The 19,956-nt window shown below is 63.7% G+C and carries 14 protein-coding genes; 5 read left to right on the forward strand and 9 right to left on the reverse strand.

Features of this window, described 5'->3' with window-relative positions; genetic code table 11:
* The first annotated feature begins 38 nt into the window (after window positions 1-38).
* On the forward strand, window positions 39-2,903 hold the full coding sequence (locus tag GCN78_RS08980) for a M16 family metallopeptidase (protein ID WP_226939542.1): 2,865 nt from the start codon (window positions 39-41) through the stop codon (window positions 2,901-2,903).
* Between the two features lie 185 nt (window positions 2,904-3,088).
* Entirely contained in the window at window positions 3,089-5,431 is a 2,343-nt protein-coding gene (locus GCN78_RS08985) for a M28 family metallopeptidase (RefSeq protein WP_193316671.1), read from the forward strand.
* A gap of 15 nt (window positions 5,432-5,446) precedes the next feature.
* Here the strand turns inward: GCN78_RS08985 and GCN78_RS08990 are convergent, their stop codons facing one another.
* Window positions 5,447-5,701, reverse strand: coding sequence for a nucleotidyltransferase family protein (locus GCN78_RS08990; protein ID WP_152251394.1), 255 nt, complete (start codon window positions 5,699-5,701; stop codon window positions 5,447-5,449).
* A 21-nt stretch (window positions 5,702-5,722) separates the two neighbouring features.
* A complete protein-coding gene (locus GCN78_RS08995) occupies window positions 5,723-6,508 on the reverse strand; it encodes a DNA/RNA non-specific endonuclease (RefSeq protein WP_152251395.1) in 786 nt (261 codons plus the stop codon).
* Between the two features lie 229 nt (window positions 6,509-6,737).
* Between GCN78_RS08995 and GCN78_RS09000 the strand changes: the two genes are divergently transcribed.
* Complete coding sequence (locus GCN78_RS09000; RefSeq protein ID WP_152251396.1) at window positions 6,738-7,265, forward strand: SRPBCC family protein; 528 nt, start codon at window positions 6,738-6,740, stop codon at window positions 7,263-7,265.
* Window positions 7,266-7,323: 58 nt separating this feature from the next.
* Here GCN78_RS09000 and GCN78_RS09005 read toward each other — a convergent pair whose 3' ends face one another.
* The 6 genes from GCN78_RS09005 to GCN78_RS09030 all read right to left on the reverse strand — a co-directional run bounded on the left by GCN78_RS09005 (window position 7,324) and on the right by GCN78_RS09030 (window position 14,367).
* Window positions 7,324-8,337, reverse strand: coding sequence for a response regulator (locus GCN78_RS09005; protein WP_152251397.1), 1,014 nt, complete (start codon window positions 8,335-8,337; stop codon window positions 7,324-7,326).
* On the reverse strand, window positions 8,330-9,427 hold the full coding sequence (locus GCN78_RS09010; RefSeq protein WP_152251398.1) for a hybrid sensor histidine kinase/response regulator: 1,098 nt from the start codon (window positions 9,425-9,427) through the stop codon (window positions 8,330-8,332). Before GCN78_RS09010 ends, GCN78_RS09005 begins: the two co-directional genes overlap by 8 nt.
* A gap of 1 nt (window position 9,428) precedes the next feature.
* The gene (locus tag GCN78_RS09015; protein ID WP_152251399.1) at window positions 9,429-10,772 is read right to left on the reverse strand and encodes a sensor histidine kinase; all 1,344 of its coding nucleotides are present in this window, start codon (window positions 10,770-10,772) and stop codon (window positions 9,429-9,431) included.
* The gene (locus GCN78_RS09020; RefSeq protein WP_152251400.1) at window positions 10,772-12,166 is read right to left on the reverse strand and encodes a class I SAM-dependent methyltransferase; all 1,395 of its coding nucleotides are present in this window, start codon (window positions 12,164-12,166) and stop codon (window positions 10,772-10,774) included. Before GCN78_RS09020 ends, GCN78_RS09015 begins: the two co-directional genes overlap by 1 nt.
* A gap of 273 nt (window positions 12,167-12,439) precedes the next feature.
* Complete coding sequence (locus tag GCN78_RS09025; RefSeq protein ID WP_193316672.1) at window positions 12,440-13,465, reverse strand: AraC family transcriptional regulator; 1,026 nt, start codon at window positions 13,463-13,465, stop codon at window positions 12,440-12,442.
* Window positions 13,465-14,367 (reverse strand): GGDEF domain-containing protein, encoded by a 903-nt coding sequence (locus tag GCN78_RS09030; RefSeq protein ID WP_152251401.1) that lies wholly within the window; start codon window positions 14,365-14,367, stop codon window positions 13,465-13,467. Before GCN78_RS09030 ends, GCN78_RS09025 begins: the two co-directional genes overlap by 1 nt.
* A 316-nt stretch (window positions 14,368-14,683) precedes the next feature.
* Here GCN78_RS09030 and GCN78_RS09035 point away from each other — a divergent pair, with 316 nt between their 5' ends.
* Together GCN78_RS09035 and GCN78_RS09040 are read left to right on the forward strand one after the other, a co-directional pair.
* Window positions 14,684-17,212, forward strand: a complete 2,529-nt coding sequence (locus GCN78_RS09035) for a TonB-dependent receptor (protein WP_226939543.1) — start codon at window positions 14,684-14,686, stop codon at window positions 17,210-17,212.
* 17 nt (window positions 17,213-17,229) lie between these two features.
* Entirely contained in the window at window positions 17,230-19,089 is a 1,860-nt protein-coding gene (locus GCN78_RS09040) for a phytase (RefSeq protein WP_226939544.1), read from the forward strand.
* 82 nt (window positions 19,090-19,171) lie between these two features.
* Here the strand turns inward: GCN78_RS09040 and GCN78_RS09045 are convergent, their stop codons facing one another.
* Window positions 19,172-19,585, reverse strand: a complete 414-nt coding sequence (locus tag GCN78_RS09045) for a hypothetical protein (RefSeq protein WP_152251404.1) — start codon at window positions 19,583-19,585, stop codon at window positions 19,172-19,174.
* Window positions 19,586-19,956 lie beyond the last annotated feature (371 nt).

The raw sequence follows: 19,956 nt of genomic DNA on the forward strand, positions 1-19,956 counted from the left end.
ACATTCCAAGAAAAGAAGGAGCCTTCGTGTCAAGAATCATGCCCAATGTATTACCTGCTTTTGCCCTGGCCCTGTCGGCCATGGCTTCGTCGAACCTGGGCGCCGCGCCCGTCAAACCGGCCGCCGCCCATAGCGCGGCCGCCAGCAAGGCCGATTTGCTGCCGTTCAAGGCAACGGAAAAAACCTTGCCCAATGGCTTGAAGATCATCATCGTGCCGACCGGCTTCCCTAATCTGGTTTCGCTGCAGATTCCCGTGCAGACGGGCTCGCGCAATGAAGTCGAGCCGGGCAAGTCCGGCTTCGCCCACTTCTTCGAACACATGATGTTCCGCGGCACCAAGGCGTATCCGCCCGAGAAATACCAGGAAGTCATCACCCGCGCCGGCGCACGCCAGAACGCGTATACGAGCGACGACCTGACCAATTACCATACGACGTTTGCCAAGCAAGACCTGGAAACCGTGCTGAAGGTGGAAGCGGACCGCTTCCAGCACCTCGACTATGCGGAAGACGCGTTCAAGACGGAATCGCGGGCCGTGCTGGGCGAGTACAACAAGAACAGCGCCAATCCCGTGTCGAAACTGTTCGAAGTGATGCGCGACAGCGCCTATACGACGCATACCTACAAGCATACGACGATGGGTTTTATCCAGGACATCGAAGACATGCCGAACCAGTACGCATACTCGAAGCTCTTCTTCGACCGCTGGTACCGTCCCGAGCGCACCACCATCATCATTGCCGGCGACGTGGAGCCGCAGCAAGCGATCGCGCTGGTGGAAAAATACTGGAGCGGCTGGCAGCGCGGCAAGCAGCAGGCGGCCGTGCCGGTGGAACCCGCGCCGCGCGGCCCCGTCTACAAGCACGTGGCCTGGCCCACGCCGACCCTGCCGTGGGTGGCCGTGGGTTTCCACGCGCCCGCGTTTTCCGTGAAGGACAAGGACCAGGCCGCCCTTGCGACCTTGCTGTCGCTGTCGTTTGGCCGCACCTCGCCGCTGTATAAACGCCTGGTGCAGAACGAGCAGAAGGTTGACCAGCTGTTCGACATGACGCCGGACCGGGTCGACCCGACCCTGGCCGTGATCGGTGCGCGCGTGAAAAACATCGACGACGCCGTCTATGTGCGCGACGCCATCCTGAAGACCGTGGCCCAGCTGCGCGACACGCCGGTGAGCGAGAAAGACCTGGCGGACGCCAAGTCGGCGGAAAAATACGGCTTGATCCGCTCGCTCGACAACACGGAGCAGATCGCCGGCACCCTGGCGTCCTTCGTGCATTTCGACCGCTCGTATGCCACCATCAACCAGTACTACCGCCTGATCGACACGCTCACGCCGGCCGACCTGCAGGCGGCCGCGCGCAAATACCTGACGGACGAGGGCCTGGTGGTGACCACCCTGTCAAACCAGCCGATGGCCGCCGCCATCGCCGCCACGCCGAAGCTGGCCAGCCTGCTGCCGGCAGTCTCGACCGCGAAGTTCGACGTGCTGGTGCAAAAGTCGGCGCTGCCGCAGATCCGCTACAAGCTGCTGTTCATGGCCGGTTCCGCGCAAGACCCGCAAGGCAAGGAAGGCCTGGCCGCGCTGACGGCGTCCATGGTGGCGTCCGGTGGCTCGTCCGAGCGCAAGATCGACGAAGTCAACGCCGCCCTGTTCCCGCTGGCCGGCAGTTTTTCCCAGCAGACGGACAAGGAAATGACGACGTTTACGGGCTCCATCCACAAGGATAACTGGACCCAGTTCAACGCCATCGCCCTGCCCCTGCTGCTGTCGCCGGGTTTCCGCGAAGACGACTTCCGCCGCTTGAAGGATGCGCAAAAGAACGCGCTGCTGCTGGACTTGAAGGACAATAACGAGGAGGAGTTCGCGAAGGAACGCCTGCAAACCAATGTGTATGCGGGTACGCCGTACGGCCACCCCGTGCTGGGCACGGTGGCAGGCATCGACGCCATCACCCTCGACGACGTGAAACAGTTCTGGAAGAGCGCGTATGCGCAAGGCGCCGTCAAGGTGGGTATTGCCGGCGACGTGTCCGACGCCATGACGGCGTCGCTGACGCAGGCGCTGGCAACCCTGCCGGCCGGCCCAGGCTTGCCGGCCACCGTGAAACCCGCGGGCCGCAAGGCGCAGGGCCTGGAAGTGGAAATCCTCGAGAAAAACACGCGCGCCACGGCGATTTCCTTCGGCCTGCCGCTGGACGTGACGCGCACGCACCCGGACTTCCCCGCCCTATGGCTGGCGAAGACCTGGCTGGGCGAGCACCGCGCCTCGAATTCCTACCTGTACCAGCGCATCCGTGAAATCCGCGGCATGAACTATGGCGATTACGCGTACATCGAGGCCTTCCCGCGCGGCATGTACCAGTTCTTCCCGAACCCGAACCTGGGCCGCAAGGCGCAGCTGTTCGAAATCTGGATCCGCCCCGTGGCGCCGGACAACGCCCATTTCGCCCTGCGCGTGGCCCTGACGGAATTGGGCAAGCTCATCGACAACGGCTTGACACAGGACGACTTCGCCACCACGCGCGACTATCTGATGAAGAACGTCTTCGTCATGACCTCGACGCAGGACCAGCAACTCGGTTATGCGCTCGACTCGCAATGGTATGGCACGCCGGAGTTCACCAAACTGATGCGTGATGGCCTGTCGAAACTGACGCTGCAAGACGTCAACCGCGCCATCAAACAGCATCTGTCGGCAAAGAATCTGTCCGTGGTGATCGTCGCCAAGGATGCGGCCGGCCTGAAGGAAAAGCTCGTCAGCGACGCGTTTTCTCCCATCAAGTACGACGGCAACAAGCCGCAGTCCCTGCTCGATGAAGACAAGGTCATCGGCGCGATGAAGCTGGACATCCAGCCGGCAGCCGTCACCATCACGCCGGCGGCGCAGGCGTTCGCCCAGTAAGCGTGTGCCAGAGCAACCTCGTCCGATGCAGCTGGTCGGATGGGGTTGACCTGGCATTCGGCGCTGCCAAAACCGCCTTCATTCCGCCAATCCCGGCCTTGGTCGGAAAGTAGCATCTTGGCAATCTGGTTATCCGCATACTGTTTTTCGACTCTTCCCGAGTGAAAAACATGACAAGGACAACCATGCACCTGCTCCATCCCCACCTGTACGCCACCTGCATCCTCGCCGCTGCCGCGCTGCCGGCCGCCCTGTACGCGCAAACGCCGGCCCTCGCCGGACAGTGGCAATTCCGGACGGCGACGGGCACGACCACGACGAATGGCGTCGAGGTCGACCTGATCGACACGGGCATCCTCGACATTAGCGAAGCGCAGGACGGCATGCGCGCGACCATCGCGTGGCTCGACGAACGGGGCCAGCTCACGCCGCCGCGCACGGTCGACGGCACGCTCGGCCCCGCCGGCGCCGTCTTCCGCCATGGCGGCAAGCGCGTCAGCACGGGGCGCAACGGCAAAGAGCTCAGCACCGAGGTGACGATACGCTGGACCTTGCAAGCCACAGGCGACGTGCTGAGCGGCGAACGCCTGGTCGAAACCGATGAGAACGAACCCAAGCCCGTGACCGGCACGCGGCTCAGGGAGCGCTATGTGGCGCCCGCGCTGCCGGCCGCAGCGCTGGCGACGGCGGCCAACGGCGCCGCGCGCGGCCCGTCCACGCCGGCCGAACGGGCTCGCGTGGTGCGCATGGCAACGGACGCACAGCGCGATCCCCTGGCCGTGCAACGGCGCGATGGCACCTGGCTCAGCGCATGGGTCGATGCCATCCCCGACCTCACGTTCGACGCCAGCATGCCCGATGACTGGCTGAACAGCGCCCCCGCGCCGGCCACGCGCGCGGCGCTGCGCTGCCAGTACCTGGCCAGCGTGATGGCCTTGCAGATCGAACATCCGGACCTGGCCGGCCAGCAAGGCGCCAAGGACCTGGCGGGGATGCAAGGCGTGCTGCTCGCCTACGAAACGCTGCTGCGCCAGGATACGCTGAACCGTTCAGCCAAGCTGGATGCGGCGCTGGCGGCACGCCGGCAAGGCAAATTGCCCGCCTTCCTGGCCACGCTGTCCGGCAGGAATGCCGGCATCGAAACCGCAACATCGCCGTCCGGCGACGCCACGGCGCGCCGGATCGTTGCGCTGGGCACCAGCGAACCGCGCGCGATGGAGTGGCTCGATATCCTCAGCAACCGCTTCGGCGGCCGCATGGCCGGCAGCGACGCCTACACGCATGCGGCGCAATGGGCGCGCATGCAACTGCGGCAATGGGGCGTGCAAGCCGAGCTGGAAGAAGCGGGCCAGATGCCCGTCGGCTTCAACCGCGGTCCCTGGTCCGGCACGATGCTGACGCCCCAGACGCAGCCGCTGCGCCTGGCGACGCCCGCCTACACGGCCGGCACGCGCGGCGTGCAGCAGGGCCTGGCCATGATGGGACCGGCCACCCTGGAAGAGGCACGGCAGCGTGCCGCGCAATTCAAGGACAAATGGGTGCTGATCGGCGGTGAGAACGGGGGCGGAGGGCGCGATGGCGACACCATCCACCAGCCCAGGGCCATCATCCGCGTGCTGATGCAGGCCGGCGCCTTGGGCACCGTCCAGTCCGGCGAGGAACCGCTGTATGCCGCCAGCGCCGCGCCCGCCACCTGGACGACCCTGCCGACCTTGCCCGACATCAAGCTGGCCGCGCCACAGTACGCCGACATCCGTCAACGCCTGGGGCGCGGTGAAGCCGTCACCCTGGAGTTTGACATCCGCAACTGGTTCTATCCGGGGCCGGTGACGTATCACAATGTCGTGGCCCGCATCCCGGGCACGGAAAAGCCGGAGGAAATCGTGCTGATCGGCGCGCACCTCGACAGCTACGATGGCGGCACGGGCGCGGCCGACAATGGCGCCGGCGTGGCCACCATGCTCGAAGCGATGCGCCTCCTGGCGCTCTCCGGGGCGAAGCCGCGCCGCAGCATCATGCTGGTGGCCTTCGGCGCGGAGGAGATCGGCCGCAAGGGATCGTTCGCGTTCGCCGAACGGCACGCGGGGCAATTGGACAAGATCGTCATGATGCTCAACCGCGATGGCCGGCCCGGCGCCATCGACGGCATCGCGGTTCCTTCGGCCTGGCAACCCGTGTTTGGCCGGGTCGAACGGGCCCTGCAAGACGTCCACCCCGTGTTCGGCTTTGCCACCACCATCAACGATGCGCCGCGCGATGCCAGCCAGGCGATGCATGCGCGGGCAGGCAGCGATGACGCCGTCTTCAGTCTGCATGGCGTGCCGACGCCGAAATTTACCGTGCTCGGCGATTTCGACTATGCCCGCGTGCATCACACGGTGCTCGACACGTATGAGAACGTGCTGCCATTCGGCGCGGCGCAGCAATACTCGGCCATCGCCATTGCCTTGACCGCGTATGAAGCGGCGAATGCCCCGGAGGAGCTCAGCCGAAACGGCTACTATCGCGCCGCCGAAGCGGCACGGTAGACGTCCGCGCCGGCGTCACTCGAAGGGATTGGCCACCGACGTCACCTCGGGCGGCGGCAGCTGGTCGGGCAGCGCCTGCTTTTCCAGCTGCGCCACCACGTCGGCCAGCAGCTTTTGCAGCTGTTTCGCCAGGGCCAGGCCCGGCTTGTCCAGGGTCAGGTCGATGTCGCCGCTGATGCTGACGCGGTCGATCCGGTTTTCGATGCTCAGGTTGCCGATTTCCAGCACATCGCTTTCATTGGCGTAGGGGACGAATTTCTTTGCGCACATGGGATTTCCTTTTTGACGGTCTTATTTCTTGGACTTGCTCTTCACCTTGGGCAAACTCAGCATGCGCAACTTTTGCTGGCGCGTCAGCGACGGTAACAGATCGATGCCTATCCTGTCTTCCAGTTGCGCAATGCTCAGCACTTCATACGTCTTGGTGTCGACGTTTTCAATGAAGTAGGCGGCGCCGGCGCGCTGGCGCGGGCTGTACACGGCCTTGTACAGATGGCTGGGCACGATCACTCTTCCCACCTTGCGCAGGTTGCCGCCAATGAACGCCGGTCCCGTGATCACGTACAGGTCGCCCTCTTTCTTCGCCATCTTGCGCACGGCGCCCTCGATGCCGGCCCACACATAGCGGTTGTTGCGCGCGTCTTGCGGCACCATATTGGCCAGGGTAAAGCTGTCGCGCTGGCTCTGGCGGTCGGGCATGTCGCCGTTGGGCGCCATGTGGCCCCGGTCGAAGCCGCTGCGCGCATAATCGGCCAGTTCCGCGCGCTGGGCGGCGGGCAGCTTGCGTTCGGCATGGAAGGAATTTTCGCGCGACAAGTCCTGTGCCGCTTCCAGGTTGTTCGCCGTCAAATGTTCTGCCGACCACAGCGGCGTGCGCGTGATCCCCGAATGCATCACGCCAAACACGTTGTAGCACAGCTCCCTGGTTGCCACATCCAGTTTGGGGTTGGTGATTTCCGGCTTGCGGCCATCGACGTAATGGGCGGGACAGGCATCGGCATGCGCCAGGTTCGCGGCAAAGGCGGAAGCCAGCAAGCCGCACGCCAGGGTCAGCCTGGCGATCGATCGTTGAATCATATTTCCCTAGTTGAAATCTTTGCAGGCCAGCATTCTAGCGGACGCCGGCCCTCGCCACAAACCCGCACGAAGCTGGCGTGCGCGGCGGCGAACGGGCGCGCAGGCGGGCGTGTGGGCGGCCCTGTGCAGAGCTGGCGCAAATAAAGGCCAACAGGCTGCGCACGGCCATTCATTTCTGCTAAGATTGCCTTGATTCGTTCGCATCGACCATTCAAGATTTGGAGAGCATATGATCAAAAAAACCCTGCTGCTGATCGTTGTCGTCGTCGCCGCCATCCTCGGCTATGCCACCACCAAACCCGACACCTTCAGTGTCCAGCGCGAAATCACTGTCAAGGCCCCACCCGAGAAAATCGCCGCCCTGATCACGGACTTCCATTACTGGGCCGCCTGGTCGCCGTGGGAAAAGCTCGATCCGGCCATGCGCCGCACGTTCACGGGGCCGTCCAATGGCCTGGGCGCGCAATATGCATGGCAAGGCAATGACAAGGTGGGCGCCGGCCGCATGGAAATCACGGAAGCGGCCCAGCCCGAACGCACCGTCATCAAGCTGGACTTCCTCAAACCGTTCGAAAGCCATAACACCACCACGTTTACCATGACGCCTGAAGGCGACGGCACCAAGGTGAACTGGACCATGACGGGCCCCAGCCCTTACGTCAGCAAGGTCATGACGGTGTTTGTCAGCATGGACAGGATGATCGGCAAGGATTTTGAAAAAGGCTTGAACAACCTGAAGACGGCGGCGGAGCGCTAGACTCACTCGCGGCATGCTGAAACAGGGTCCTTGCGGCCCTGTTTCAGTTAGTGCCCCATTAGAACTGCTCGATCCAGGCCGCCAGGTGATCCGGCGTGAGTGCCGGTTCAGCCTGCACCACCTTGCCTTGCAAGCCCATTTCTGTTTTACTCAACTGCAGCGACCAGCCGCGCCGCGCCAGCCACAGCAGGGTGGCCAGCCAGAACGAGTGGATGGCCGAGACGGGCGTGGTGGTCGGCGTTTCCAGGAATTCCGTCAGCAGGCGGCCATCGAGGAACAGCGCCGTGCCGCCCTGGCTTTGCAGCGCCGCGCCAAACACGGGCAGCAGCATGTCGACCACTTGTTCCACGCCCCGCCCCGGATGCTCGCGTTCGAGCGTATCGAGCTGCTGGCGCACGGCGGCGGCGAAGGCCGTGCCGCGGAAGGCTTCCGAACTGACCAGGTCGGCATAATCCATCAACAGCCAGTCCGGCTCGGGCGGGGTGACGCCGGCCGTCAGGGCCGCCGACAAATACGCTTCCACGGGCAACTGCTGCTCCGGACCGGCCAGGCTGGCGCACAGGGCGTACAGGGTGCCGATACGGTTGGCGACGGCTTGCCGCTGGCGCACCATCAGCTTTTCGCGCAGCAACTGGGCGTGTTCATTGCGCAGCCGCGCCAGTTCCAGCGCCTGCTTCAATTCCATGCGCAGCGCCGCGATATCCCACGGCTTCTGGATGTAGCGGTGGATCTGCCCCTGGTTGACGGCCTCCACCGTGTGCTCCAGCTCGGAATACGCGGTGGTCAGGATGCGCACGATGTGCGGATGGCGGTCCCAGGCATAGGACAGCAACTCGTTGCCGTAGGCACCCGGCATGCGCTGGTCCGATACGAGCACGGCGATGCGGTCGGCCTGCTCGTCGAGGATGCGCTTGCCCTCCTCGACGGACGTGGCCGTCAGTACCTCGGCCAGCGGCGCGATGGCGCGCTGGAAGTATTTGAGGGCGTTGGCCTCGTCGTCGACATAGAGTATCGTCGGCAAGCCTTGCGCCGACTCACGCTGAGCCGGTAAACGCAGATTGGCGTCAATCATGCTCGTTCCTTATATGTACTGGAAAATTCAGGGTTACCGTGCTGGAACTGCCAAACTCGGTGGCGATATCGAGGTTGCCGCCGAACGACTGCATCATGCGGTGGCAAAACACCATGCCCCAGCCCTTGCCTTCGCCGCCGCTGGCACTGACGGGGTCGATCAACAGCTGCTCGACAATCTCGGGGGCGATGCCGGCGCCGTTGTCGCGCACCGCGATACGGCCGGCATCGATGCGGATGCCGATCGCCGGATGGGCTTGTTCGCCGGCCGAACGCAGGGCATTCGCCAGCACCGACGACAGGATCAGCGCGACGCAATTGGGCGACTCGGCAATGGAAAAATCGTCGCCCACGTCGACCGTGATGGCGGCGCGCTGGGCCGTGCTCAAGGGATAGCTGTCGAGCAAGGCGGTCAGCAACTGGTGGGCGCTGCCGGCGCGGCGTCCGCCCTGCATGCCGGGCCCGGCGCTGGCCAGGCGCACCGTGTCGACAAAGCTGGCCAGAACGGACAGGCAATAGCGCGCATTGTCGTGCATCAAGGCGGCCGCTTCGCCGATCTCGGCCTGCGGTGCGGCGTCCGCCTGCGCGCGCCGCGCGATGCCGCGCGCAAAATTGGCGATGGCCGCCAGCGGCGTGTTCAATTCATGCGCGAGGAAGGCCAGCGATTCCTCCATCGCCACCAGGCCCTGGCGGCGCGCGGCGCGCTCGCGTCCCGTCTGCACGGCCAGCTGCAGCGCCGTTTGCATGGCGGCCAGGTCGAGCGGTTTTTCCAGCAGGCGGAACAAGGTGCCGCCGTTGATCAGTTCGAGCAGGACGTCCTTGTCCGCGTACGCGGTGACGAGCATGCAGACGATGTGCGGATAGCGCTGCGCCACTTCCTGCAGCAACTCGCTGCCCAGGCGGTCCGGCATGCGGTAATCGGTGACGAGCACGTCGATCTGGGCGGCCTCGCCTTCCAGCAAGGCCAGCGCCGCATCGACGCTCTGCGCTGTCAGCACGCGGTAGCGCTGGCCGACGGCGCGCTCGAAATACTTGCAGGCGAGCGCCTCGTCGTCCACGTACAGCACGCTGGCGCGGCTATCGTTGTCCATGCTAGCGGCCCTCCCAATCGGAGCGCTGCAAGTCGAAATTCATGCTGGCCCATTCGCCCAGCACGCTTTCGGCCGTGAGGGTGCCGCCGTGGCGCTCGATCACGCCATAGCTGATGCTCAGGCCCAGGCCGAGGCCCTGCCCCACTTCGCGCGTGGTGAAGAACGGCTCGAACACGCGCGCCAGGTTTTCCGGGGCGATGCCGGGGCCATTGTCGCGCACGCTGATGCGCAAACGGTTGTCATCCCAGTGGGCCGTGATGCGGATCTCGAACGGCGGCGCATTGCCCTTGCGCATGGACAGCACGGCATTGCCCAGCAAATTGATCAGCACGCCCACGATGGCCGCCTCGTCGCCGCGCACCAGGGTGTCGACCGGCAAGTCGTGACTGATGCTGACATTCTTCGTTTCATGCCCGACCAGGCGTATGGCCGCGTCGAGCGCGCTGCGGAACTGGAAATGCCCCGTTTCCAGCTGGTTGCCGCTCTTGCGGTAGGCAAAGGTCTTCAAGTCCGAGACGATGTGCTGCACGCGCAGCATGCCCTGCTTGGCGTCGGCCAGGCATTCGCTGACCAGCGCGCTTTGCTTGGCGGCCGGGTCTTCGATCGCCACCTCGATGGCCATCATGCAGAAATTCACGGGGTTGTTGACTTCATGCAGCATGCCGGCGGCCAGGGTGCCGATGGCGGCCATTTTTTCTTGCTGCAGCATCTGGCCCTTGATATCGGCCAGGCTTTTATTGGTTTCCTCCAGCTGCGTGTTCTTTTGCGCCACTTCCGCCTTCAGCTGGAACAGCATGAAACGGGCTCGCTCATTGAAATAGGTAAACACGGCGCTGATGCTGGCGGACATGATGAGGAACAAACAGTTGACGACGAACGTTCCGGGCAAGTCGAAGCCGCCCGCATGCCAGGCGCAGGCGCCCACGTACAGCAGACAGGAGATAGCGCCGAAAACCATGTTTTGCCACAAGCCGAAGGCCAGCACGATGCCCGACGAATAAATGGCCAGGGTCATGCCCACATAATAGATCGAAGTGGCGCCTTCCGTGACGGCGATCATCCAGGCGATCATGATTTGCGGCAGGATCAGCCACACAAAAGTCAGGCCCTGGATGCGGTCCTGCGCCCAGCGCGTGCGCATGGCCAGTACGACGATGAAGATCAGCACGGAAACCAGCACGCGCGCGCTGGTAAACGCCGACTGCATCTCCGGATACAGGGCCGAATCGAGGCCCATGCCCAGCAGGATCAGCACGATGCCGGTGTAGGCCCCGCCGCGGCTGAATTCCAGGCGGAAGTCGCGCAAAACGGCCGTGTAGCCGGCATGCAGGCCTGGCGTATCCATCAGGGAATGCTCACTTCCGCAAACACATTCACGCCCGTGGCGTCGACATAGATCAAGGGATCGATTGCGTGCTCGGGCAACAAGGCCGACAAGCCCTCTTCATTGCGATAGATCAAATGCCACTCCAGCAAATGCTCCATGCCGAACTTGCCGGGATTATTCGCGTGCACATTCGTCACCAGCAGGCGCCCGCCGGGCCCCACGCGCGAGGCGAAATGCATCAGCAGGCGCGCGCACACCTTGTCGGACAGGTAGTCGAACAGGCCGGCGCAATACACGGCGTCAAAACTGCCGGGCAAGCCCGTGATGCCCGCGCCATGGCGGCGTTTGAGCAAGTTATGCACGGAGTCGTGCACATAATCGATCTCGACCACGCGCCCCGTGCGCTGCATGATGGTGGTCAGGCGCGCGCGCGTCCAGTCCAGCGTTTCGCTGCTGAAATCGACCAGTTCGAACGCCAGCCACTGCGCGTCCGGGCACGTTTCCAGGAATCGCTGCACTTCGATGGCCGGGCCGCAGCCCACGTTGAGCACTTTATATACGCGCCCCGCAACGCGCGCCGCGGCCGCCTTTTGCGACAGGAATTCCGTCAGGATATCGATGCGGTTGCGGTGCGCCGTCGCCACGGCCGCCTGCAGGAAAGCCGCATTGACGATCTGAAAATAGGTGCTCGGTCCCTGGCGCGGATCGTCCAGCAGCTGGTTGACCATCTGGTAGTCGCCCGCGTAACCGAGCGGTTTGGTGAACGTGCGGAAGACGAACGGCGCGCGCAGGATCAGCGGATGCAGCGCCGCCTGGGCGAAGGCGCGGTGGGCCGGCGCCCGCTCTTCCTCGACGAGGGACGCCTCCACCTCGAGCTGGCGCAAGTAAAGCTGGGTCTGCTCCATCAGCGGCAACGCCAGCTCATCGAAGATATCGGGACGCAGCCGGCCGTTTTCCTTCGGCAGCGAGTCCGACAAGTCCACCTGCTCGACCCAGCGCGCCACTTCCGACAGGAAGGCGCGCATTTCGTTGACGACGATCTGGTAGTCGCGGCGGATACGGAAGCGCTCGCCCCAGCCGGCGACAAAGGCGCTGGACTCTTTATGCACGGCGCCCTTGACCACGACCACGTCGCTCAGCTCGCGCCACTCGTCGATCAGGGTCACGGAAACGATGGCGGTCAGGCCCGTGTTGACGCTGCTGATGACGACGGCCTTGCCCACGTAGGCGTTCTTCGCCCCCATGCGCACGGTCACGTCATTGAGCACCTCGCTGACCTGCACAATCGAGTATGGATTGTAGATTTCCATGACCAGCGAATTGCGCTGCAAGTTGAAAATCGTGCCGCGCACCGCCTCACCCTGGGTGTTGCGGAAACTGACGACTGGATCGATCTGCGATTGTGAATACACGATTGAGCATTATCAAGTTGCCCGGTTTCCGGCGCACCACGTTGGGCACGCCAATTTCCAGGCGGGGTTAAGGCACGGCACACCGGTCGTCTGCCGCCGGCCCGCCATCGGAATGGCGGCGTTGCGGCGTCGCGTGACGCCGTGCCGGAGCGCCTCAAAGCGCGTCTGTTCGCTCTCTGATCGAGTGTACTATGGATGTAGCAGAACGGGCAATTGTTCCCGCAGGAACGACTGTCCGTGGCGCTGGCGCGCAACGCCGCGTGCGGAACGTCTTTAACCAGCAACAAACAAGGCCAGCGCGTGACGTAATAACTGCGGCGTTTGCCCCGTCCAGCGCTTGAACGAGCGGCGGAAGTTGGTGGCATCATGAAAGCCAAGATAGGCGGCCACGGCGTCGTTATCGTAGCCATGCGCATGGAACAGATAAATCGCCTTGTGCGCGCGCACCTGGTCCAGCTCGGCCTGGAAATGCGTGCCATGGCGCGCCAGGTGGCGTTTCAAGGTGGCGGGACTGACGCCGAACTCCTGCGCCGTGCGCTCCAGCGTGGGCGCGCAGCGGATGTTCGCCAGCAGGTAGTCGTACAGCGCACCGAGCAGGCTGGAGGCGGGCACGGGCGCCACGGCCGCCGCGCGCAAGGCCAGCGCGGCGGCCGTGGCATTGCCGCGCGGCCAGGGCTTGTCGAGCCAGCCGGAATCGATGAGCATGGCATCGACCTGGCAATCGAAACGCAGGGATTGCCCCAGGTGTACCTCGTGCTGCTCCACGTGACGGGGTCGCGCGCGGTTGAAGCAAAAGCGCCACGGCAACGACTCTCCCGCCAGCCAGCGGCACATGGCCGCCAGCGCCGTCATGTGCATTTCCACCAGAAACGGCAACTGGCTGGGCGCGCCAAACGCATCGACCCAGTACAGCACGTGCATGTCGCCCGCCGCGCGCAAGCGCGGTTGCAGCAAGGGACACAGCAAGGTATGAAAATCGCACAGGATGGTCAAGGCCTGGCGCAGATTCTGCGCCTGCAGCAAGGCATGACTGGCCGCGCCGTAATGGCCGGGCAGCATTTGCTGGCCCAGCATGAAGCTGGTGTCGGCGCTGTCCAGGCCGCGCGCCACGTTGGCCAGCAATTGCAGGTACTGCGCGGCGCTGACCTGGCTTTCCGCGGACGGCAGCGCGCCGCCATCGAGGCCCGTGCCCTTCAGCAGCGGCGCCGTGGCCAGGTCGCGGCTGCGCGCGTAATCGAGCACCAGCGCCGGCTGGTGATGGGCCGCGATGCTTGGGTCGCCCTGCTGGTTCAGCGGCATCAGGCAGGCGCGGCGGAACTGATCCCGGCACCGGCGCGCGGCGTTTCCACGGCCCGGCTCAGCTCGGCCAGCACCACTTCCGGCACGCCATCGGTCAACGCGCACGCATGCCGCAGGCTCAGGCGGATTTCGCGGTTGTCGTTGGCGTGGTGGCGCATCTGCCCCACCATGGCGCACAGGTGGCGCGCCTTCACGGCCGCATCTTCGCGCGACACGCCCGGCATCAGCACGGCAAAGCGGTCGCCCGCATAGCGGCACAGCAAATCGTCATTGCGCAGGTTTAACAGCAGCATGTGGCCCACGGCTTGCAGCACGCGGTCGCCTTCGCGGTGGCCGTATTCGCGGTTGATCAGGTGAAAACTGTCGATGTCGAGCAAGACCAGCGCGCAATCGAGGCCGGGCCGGCGCTCCTGCTCCAGGCGCATCTGCGTGCGCAGGTAGCTGGCGTCGGCCAGCTGCGTGATGCGGTCGAAGGCGCGGTGGTCGCGGAACAGGCGTTCGCGCTTTTGCAGGTGTTCGTTCAGGCGGAACTGTTCCTGGCGCCAGTAATACATGCCGATCGTCAGCAGCAGCATGCCAAACGGAATCAGGCCTTCCAGCCAGTTATCCCACACGGCGCGCTTATCGACGGCAAAGAATTCGTCCAGGCAATCGGCCCAGGAACCGAGCATGATGGCGCACAGGCCGCCGGCGATCAGGCTCGTCACCAGCCCGCGGGGACGGCTGCTGAGGGTGAACAGGAACCAGATGCCCGCCATGACGGCCGTGCCGCCTTCGCAGACGATATCCATCCACTTCCAGACGGCAAACGGTTTGGGGTGCCCCAGTGTGGCGTACAGGAACAAGAACAGGGGCAAGGCCAGCGCGGCGGCGATCAGGCTGTTACGGTGCAACGGCAGCATGTGGGAAACCTTTAAAAGTGGTGCTGTCGCCACGATAGCGCCTGCCCATGACGGCACGATGACATGCGCCACGCCCGTGCGGCAGGTGCAAACGGCTCACCATTGCCTATGCGCCCGATGCAAATCCGGCAAGCCCTTGCCCATGCGCCTGACGCTGGCAGGTCATTTCAGCTCACCTCGGTTCATTTTCGGCCGGAAAGCGTTCACATACCGTTGTTTTCACAGTGGCAAGCCCGACCCTGTCACGCAACCGTCATATTTGCTGCCTAGAATCCGCCCGGTTCCTTCCTCCCTAACCGAGCTCTTCATGAAAACCATGCACACTTCGACTCCCTCCCCGCTGCGCCTGACGGCTCTGGCCGTCGGCATCATGGCCGTCTTCAGCGGCCACAGCAACGCGCAAGCGCAAGATGCGGACGGCCAGCCGGCCGCCACCGTGCTCGTCAGCGGCCAGCGCGCCAGCCTGCGCAACGCCATCGCGGCGCAAGAGAAAGCCGACAACATCATCAGCGTCATCAGCAGCGACGATATCGGCGGCTTGCCCGATAAAAACGCGGCCGAGGCGCTGGCCCGCTTGCCGGGCGTGTCCGTGCAGCGCGACCAGGGCGAAGGCCGCTACATCACGGTGCGCGGCCTGGGCCCGGACCTGAATGCCGTCACCATCAACGGCGCGCTGGTGCCGTCGCCGGAAGCGGGCCGCCGCGCCGTGGCGCTCGACATCCTGCCTGCCGGCCTGATCCGCACGCTGGAAGTCTCGAAGACCTTGCTGCCGGAAATGGACGCCAACTCGCTGGGCGCCACCGTCGAAGTCAAATCGCTGTCCGCCTTCGACTTGCCGGGCCAGCTGCTGTCGGCCAACGTGGGCGCCAGCTACGATGAAAAGACGGGCAAGACCAGCCCCAGCGGCGGCGCCCTGTGGGCCCAGCGCTTCCTCGACGGCAAACTGGGCGTGGCAGCCGGCCTGAGCGCGGAAAAACGTTCGTTCGGCTCCGATGACGTGGAAACGGGCGGCGCCTGGAGCAAGGGGAAATTGTCGGGTCTGGAATTGCGCGACTACCTGCCCGTGCGCAAGCGCGGCGCCCTGGCCGTCAACCTCGATTACCGTCCCGAAGCGGGCAACAGCTGGTTCCTGCGCTCGTTCGTCAGCGAATTTTCCGACAATGAAGTGCGCGACCGCCTGACCATCAGCAATATCGCGGGCGGCAGCCTGGCCGAAGACCAGACGGCCAGCGCGCGCGCCGAGCGCCGCATCCGCCAGCGCAAGTACACGCAGCAAGTGCGTTCGCTGGTGCTGGGCACGCAGCAGAAATCGGGCGACTGGACGCTGGACGTGAAAGGCGGCCTGAGCCGCGCCGCGGAAGACACGCCGGAATCCCTGAACGACGGCCGTTTCCGCGGCATCAGCAATTTCGCCGGCATCCGTTTCACGGATACGCAAGAACCCAAGCTGAGCGGCCCCGTCTCGCTGTACGACCCGGCCAGCTATGCGCTCAACGCCATCACCCTGCAAAAGCGCTACTCGAAGGACAATGAACACCACGCGCGCATCGACCTGGCGCGCAAGTTCGACATCGCCACCCTGAAATTCGGCGCCAAGGTCAGCCGCCGCGAAAAAACCAATGACACGGATCAATGGGCGTACAACAGCAGCAAGGCGTCGAGCGGCAATTACTGGGGCGCCGGCTCCACGTCAATGAGCAACTTCGTGCAGGGCCACAATCTCGACTATGACCTGGGCAACATAGGCGTGGCGCTGGACCCGTCGCTCATCCGCGCCCGCGTGGCGGGACTGGACCGCGGCAAGGCGCGCCTGGCCACCGAGTCCATCATCAACGACTACCGCATGCATGAAGACATCAACGCCATGTATGTGCAGAACAGCTATGACTTCGACGCCTGGCACATTCTCGGTGGCGTGCGCGCCGAGCGCACCAGTTTCGAAGCAAACGGCTCGCAGGTGGACAGCACCGGCGTCGCCACGCCCCTGACGCGCGAACGTTCATACACCAACTGGCTGCCGAACCTGCAAGCCCGTTATGACGTCGATCAAAAAACCAGCGTGCGGGCCGCCTGGACGCAAGCCGTCGTGCGCGCCAACTTCAGCCAGCTGGCGCCCGGCATCAGCCTGGCCAGCAACACGGAAGCCGTGATCGGCAACCCGGACTTGAAACCGCTGAAGGCGAACAACCTCGACCTCGGCATCGAGCGCGTGCTAGGCAATGACGGCGTGATGTCCGCCTACGGTTTCTACAAGGACATCAAGAATTTCACCTACACGACCAACCTGGCCGGCACGGGCCAGTGGACTGGCTACACGACGGCGACGTCGTATGCGAACGGCGACGCGGCGAAAGTAAAAGGCATCGAACTGGCCTACATGCAGCCGCTGCGCATGCTGCCGGCGCCCTTCAATCGTTTCCTCGTCGGCGTGAACGGCACCCTGAGCACGTCGAGCGCGCAAATCGGCCGCTTCGACAAGGCGACGAACAAACAGATGAACCGCGACATCCGCCTGCCAGGCCAGTCGAACCAGGTGATGAACTTGATGCTGGGCTATGAAACGGGCCCGGTCAGCGCCCGCCTGGCCCTCAACTACAAATCGCCATACCTGCTGGAAATGGGCAACGACATCCTCGATCAAAGCCAGGACCATATCGTCGCCGGCCAGAAGCAGCTCGATTTCTCGCTGTCGTACCAGATCAACAAGCAGTTCCAGCTGGTCTTTGAAGCGGCCAACCTGAACAACGAAAAATACTATGTCTACCAGGGCACGAAGCAATACAACGTGCAGAACGAACAATACGGCCGCACGTTCAAAGTGAGCCTGAAAGCCAGCGCCTTCTGATGATGATTTCCAATACCATGAAAAAAACCGTACTCTGCGGCGCCTTGCTGGCCGCCTTCTGCGCCACAGGTGCCGTCTTCGCCGTCCCCGCCAACACCTTGCCCTCGTTCACGCAGGAAGCGGAAGAACTGGCGCGCCTGCCCGGCGGCGGCTGGCTGACCCTGGACAAGCACGGTCTGCGCCTGTTCAATGCCGCCGGCCAGGAACAGGACCGCATCGCCGTGCGCGCCAAGCAGCTCGACACGCGCAGCGATGGCAATCAGGTGCTGGCCGTCTTCCTGGAAGCGGACACGCAACGTCCCCTGCCCGTCAACGTCGACGTGCAAGCCGGCAAGCTGGTCAAGCTGGCGCCGTTTCCCGTTCCCACCTTTTCGGTGGAAGCGTCGTGCCTGTACCTCGACGCCCAGCAGCTAGCCCATCTGTTCTTGATCGGCAAGGATGGGCAAGCGGAACAGTGGGTGATGCAGGGCGAACAGCGCAGCCTGGTGCGCAAACTGGCCTTGCCGCCGCACGCGAAACATTGCCGGGTCGACGATGGCGCCCAGCGCCTGCTGGTGAGCGAGGCCAACATGGGCGTGTGGGCGTATGACGCCGAGTCCGAAGGCATGGGCAAGCGCGAAGCGGTGGCCCTGCGCAAGCCGTACGGCCAGCTCGACGGCGGCGCCGGTGCACTGGCCGTGCTGCCGGGCGGCGTGGCCGTGCTCGATGGCAAGGCGGACAAACTGCACCTGCTGGCCCATCAGGGTGGTAAATGGACGGCGCAGCCAGCCCAGGCGGTCGCCTTGAACGTGCGCAAGGGCGACAGCCAGCTGGTGCTGGACAAGCAGTCGCTACTGCTGCGCGGCAAGAACGGTTGGCAAGCGCGACCCTTGAAATGGAGCGGCAAGGAAGAAACCCAGCCCCCTGTCGCCATCATCGCCCCGCAAGCGCAGACGGAGCCAATGGCACGCCAGGGCGACGCGGCCGACGATCCGGCCATCTGGCTGTCGCCCAACCCCGCCGACGCGCGCATCCTCGGCACCAACAAGAAACAAGGGCTGCTCGTCTACGACTTGCAAGGCAAGCAGACGCAGCTGCTGGAAGTGGGCCGTCTGAACAACGTCGACGTGCGGCAGAACATCCAGTTGGGTGGCAGCAAGGTCGACCTGGCCGTGGCCACCCAGCGCGACGACAACAGCATGATGCTGTTCACCATCAATGCCGATGGCGAGGTGGCGGAAGCGGGCCGCTTCCCTACGGGATTGAAAAGCATCTACGGCATGTGTCTGTACCAACCGGCCAGCGGCGGCGTGGAAGCGTTCATCAACGACAAGGACGGCACTTTCCAGCAGTACAGCATCGGCCTGGAAGGCAACAAGTTCAGCGCCACCCTCTTGCGCAGCTTCAAGGTCGCCACGCAACCGGAAGGCTGCGTGGCCGACGACGCCAACGCCCGCTTGTTCCTGGGCGAGGAAACGCGCGGCATCTGGACCACCTCGGCCGACGCCGCCAAGCCGGACGCCCTCGCCATGGTCTTGCCCGTCGGCGCGCAATTAACGGCCGACGTGGAAGGCATGGCCATCTACCGCCAGCCGGGGGGCGCGCCCAACACCGGCTACCTGATCGTTTCCAGCCAGGGCGACAGCAGCTACGTGGTGCTCGACGCGCAAGCGCCGTACAAGGTTCGCGGCCGCTTCAAGGTGGGTTTCAATTTACCCGCCGGCATCGACGGCACCTCGGAAACGGACGGCCTCGACGTCACCTCCGCCAACCTGGGCGGCGCGTACGCGCAAGGCATGCTGGTGATCCAGGACGGCTACAAGCGCCTGCCCGACGGACCGCAGAACTTCAAGTATGTGGCGTGGGGCGATGTGGCGAAGGCGTTGAAGCTGCAGTAAATTAGCAGCAACAGGGGCCGGACTCGCCGGGGAATGCGCACCAATGGGGCGCATTCCGATCCGGAAGGGACCAAGCCCATCCTTATCCGCGCGGCATATCGATATGAAATGGCAGGTGCTTGCCGCACAAGTCCACCATGCCCGACATCGCTAGTCGATCCGCCGACAATTCAATGATGTTGACAGCCGACACGTCACCGTACTCCATCATATAGATACCCGATTCCTCTGCCTCGGGATGCATATCCAGCATCCCGATCGCCAGCGCTCCTCCCTGCCCTTTCGGTATGCGCAAGCCATGCAGGAAAAATGCCGGCGGATACAACGCCCACGACCATTCCGCATCCTCCGGCTCGGTCAAGCGCATAAACACCTCATCGTCGCCGTGAATATCGATATTGAGCTCCAGCATGCCGCTGCCATGGGCTTCCAGACTAATGCTTGATTTCGCCACATCCACTTCAAAATTGGTGTTGCCGATACTAAAAACAGTCATTCAATACTTCTCCTGATTTACAAACAAATATACGGCACGATAAACAGCAAGAAATGCAGAATTGCCCTGTCTTCACCATATTCATTCAACCATTGTCAATGCGCACAGCAATGACATTAAACTTTACCGCCTTTAATAATGCTAATGAATACAAGAAAGGGGCGTTTACTCCGCAAAACAGGTAAAACTTGTAATGTCCGCTTCCGCCCCGAAGCAGACATAGATCTGACGCATTCGACATATACCACCGCAGCCGATTAAGCGTCGTGATAAACAACGCCGTATGTGTCGAACATAGCTCCAGCTAGCTCGACCATGCTTAAGCCGCTGCGCTCCCAAAAAAACAGAAAGTATTCCAACTTGTCGTAAGG

The sequence above is a fragment of the Janthinobacterium rivuli genome, from assembly GCF_009208735.1.
GTDB lineage: Bacteria > Pseudomonadota > Gammaproteobacteria > Burkholderiales > Burkholderiaceae_D > Janthinobacterium.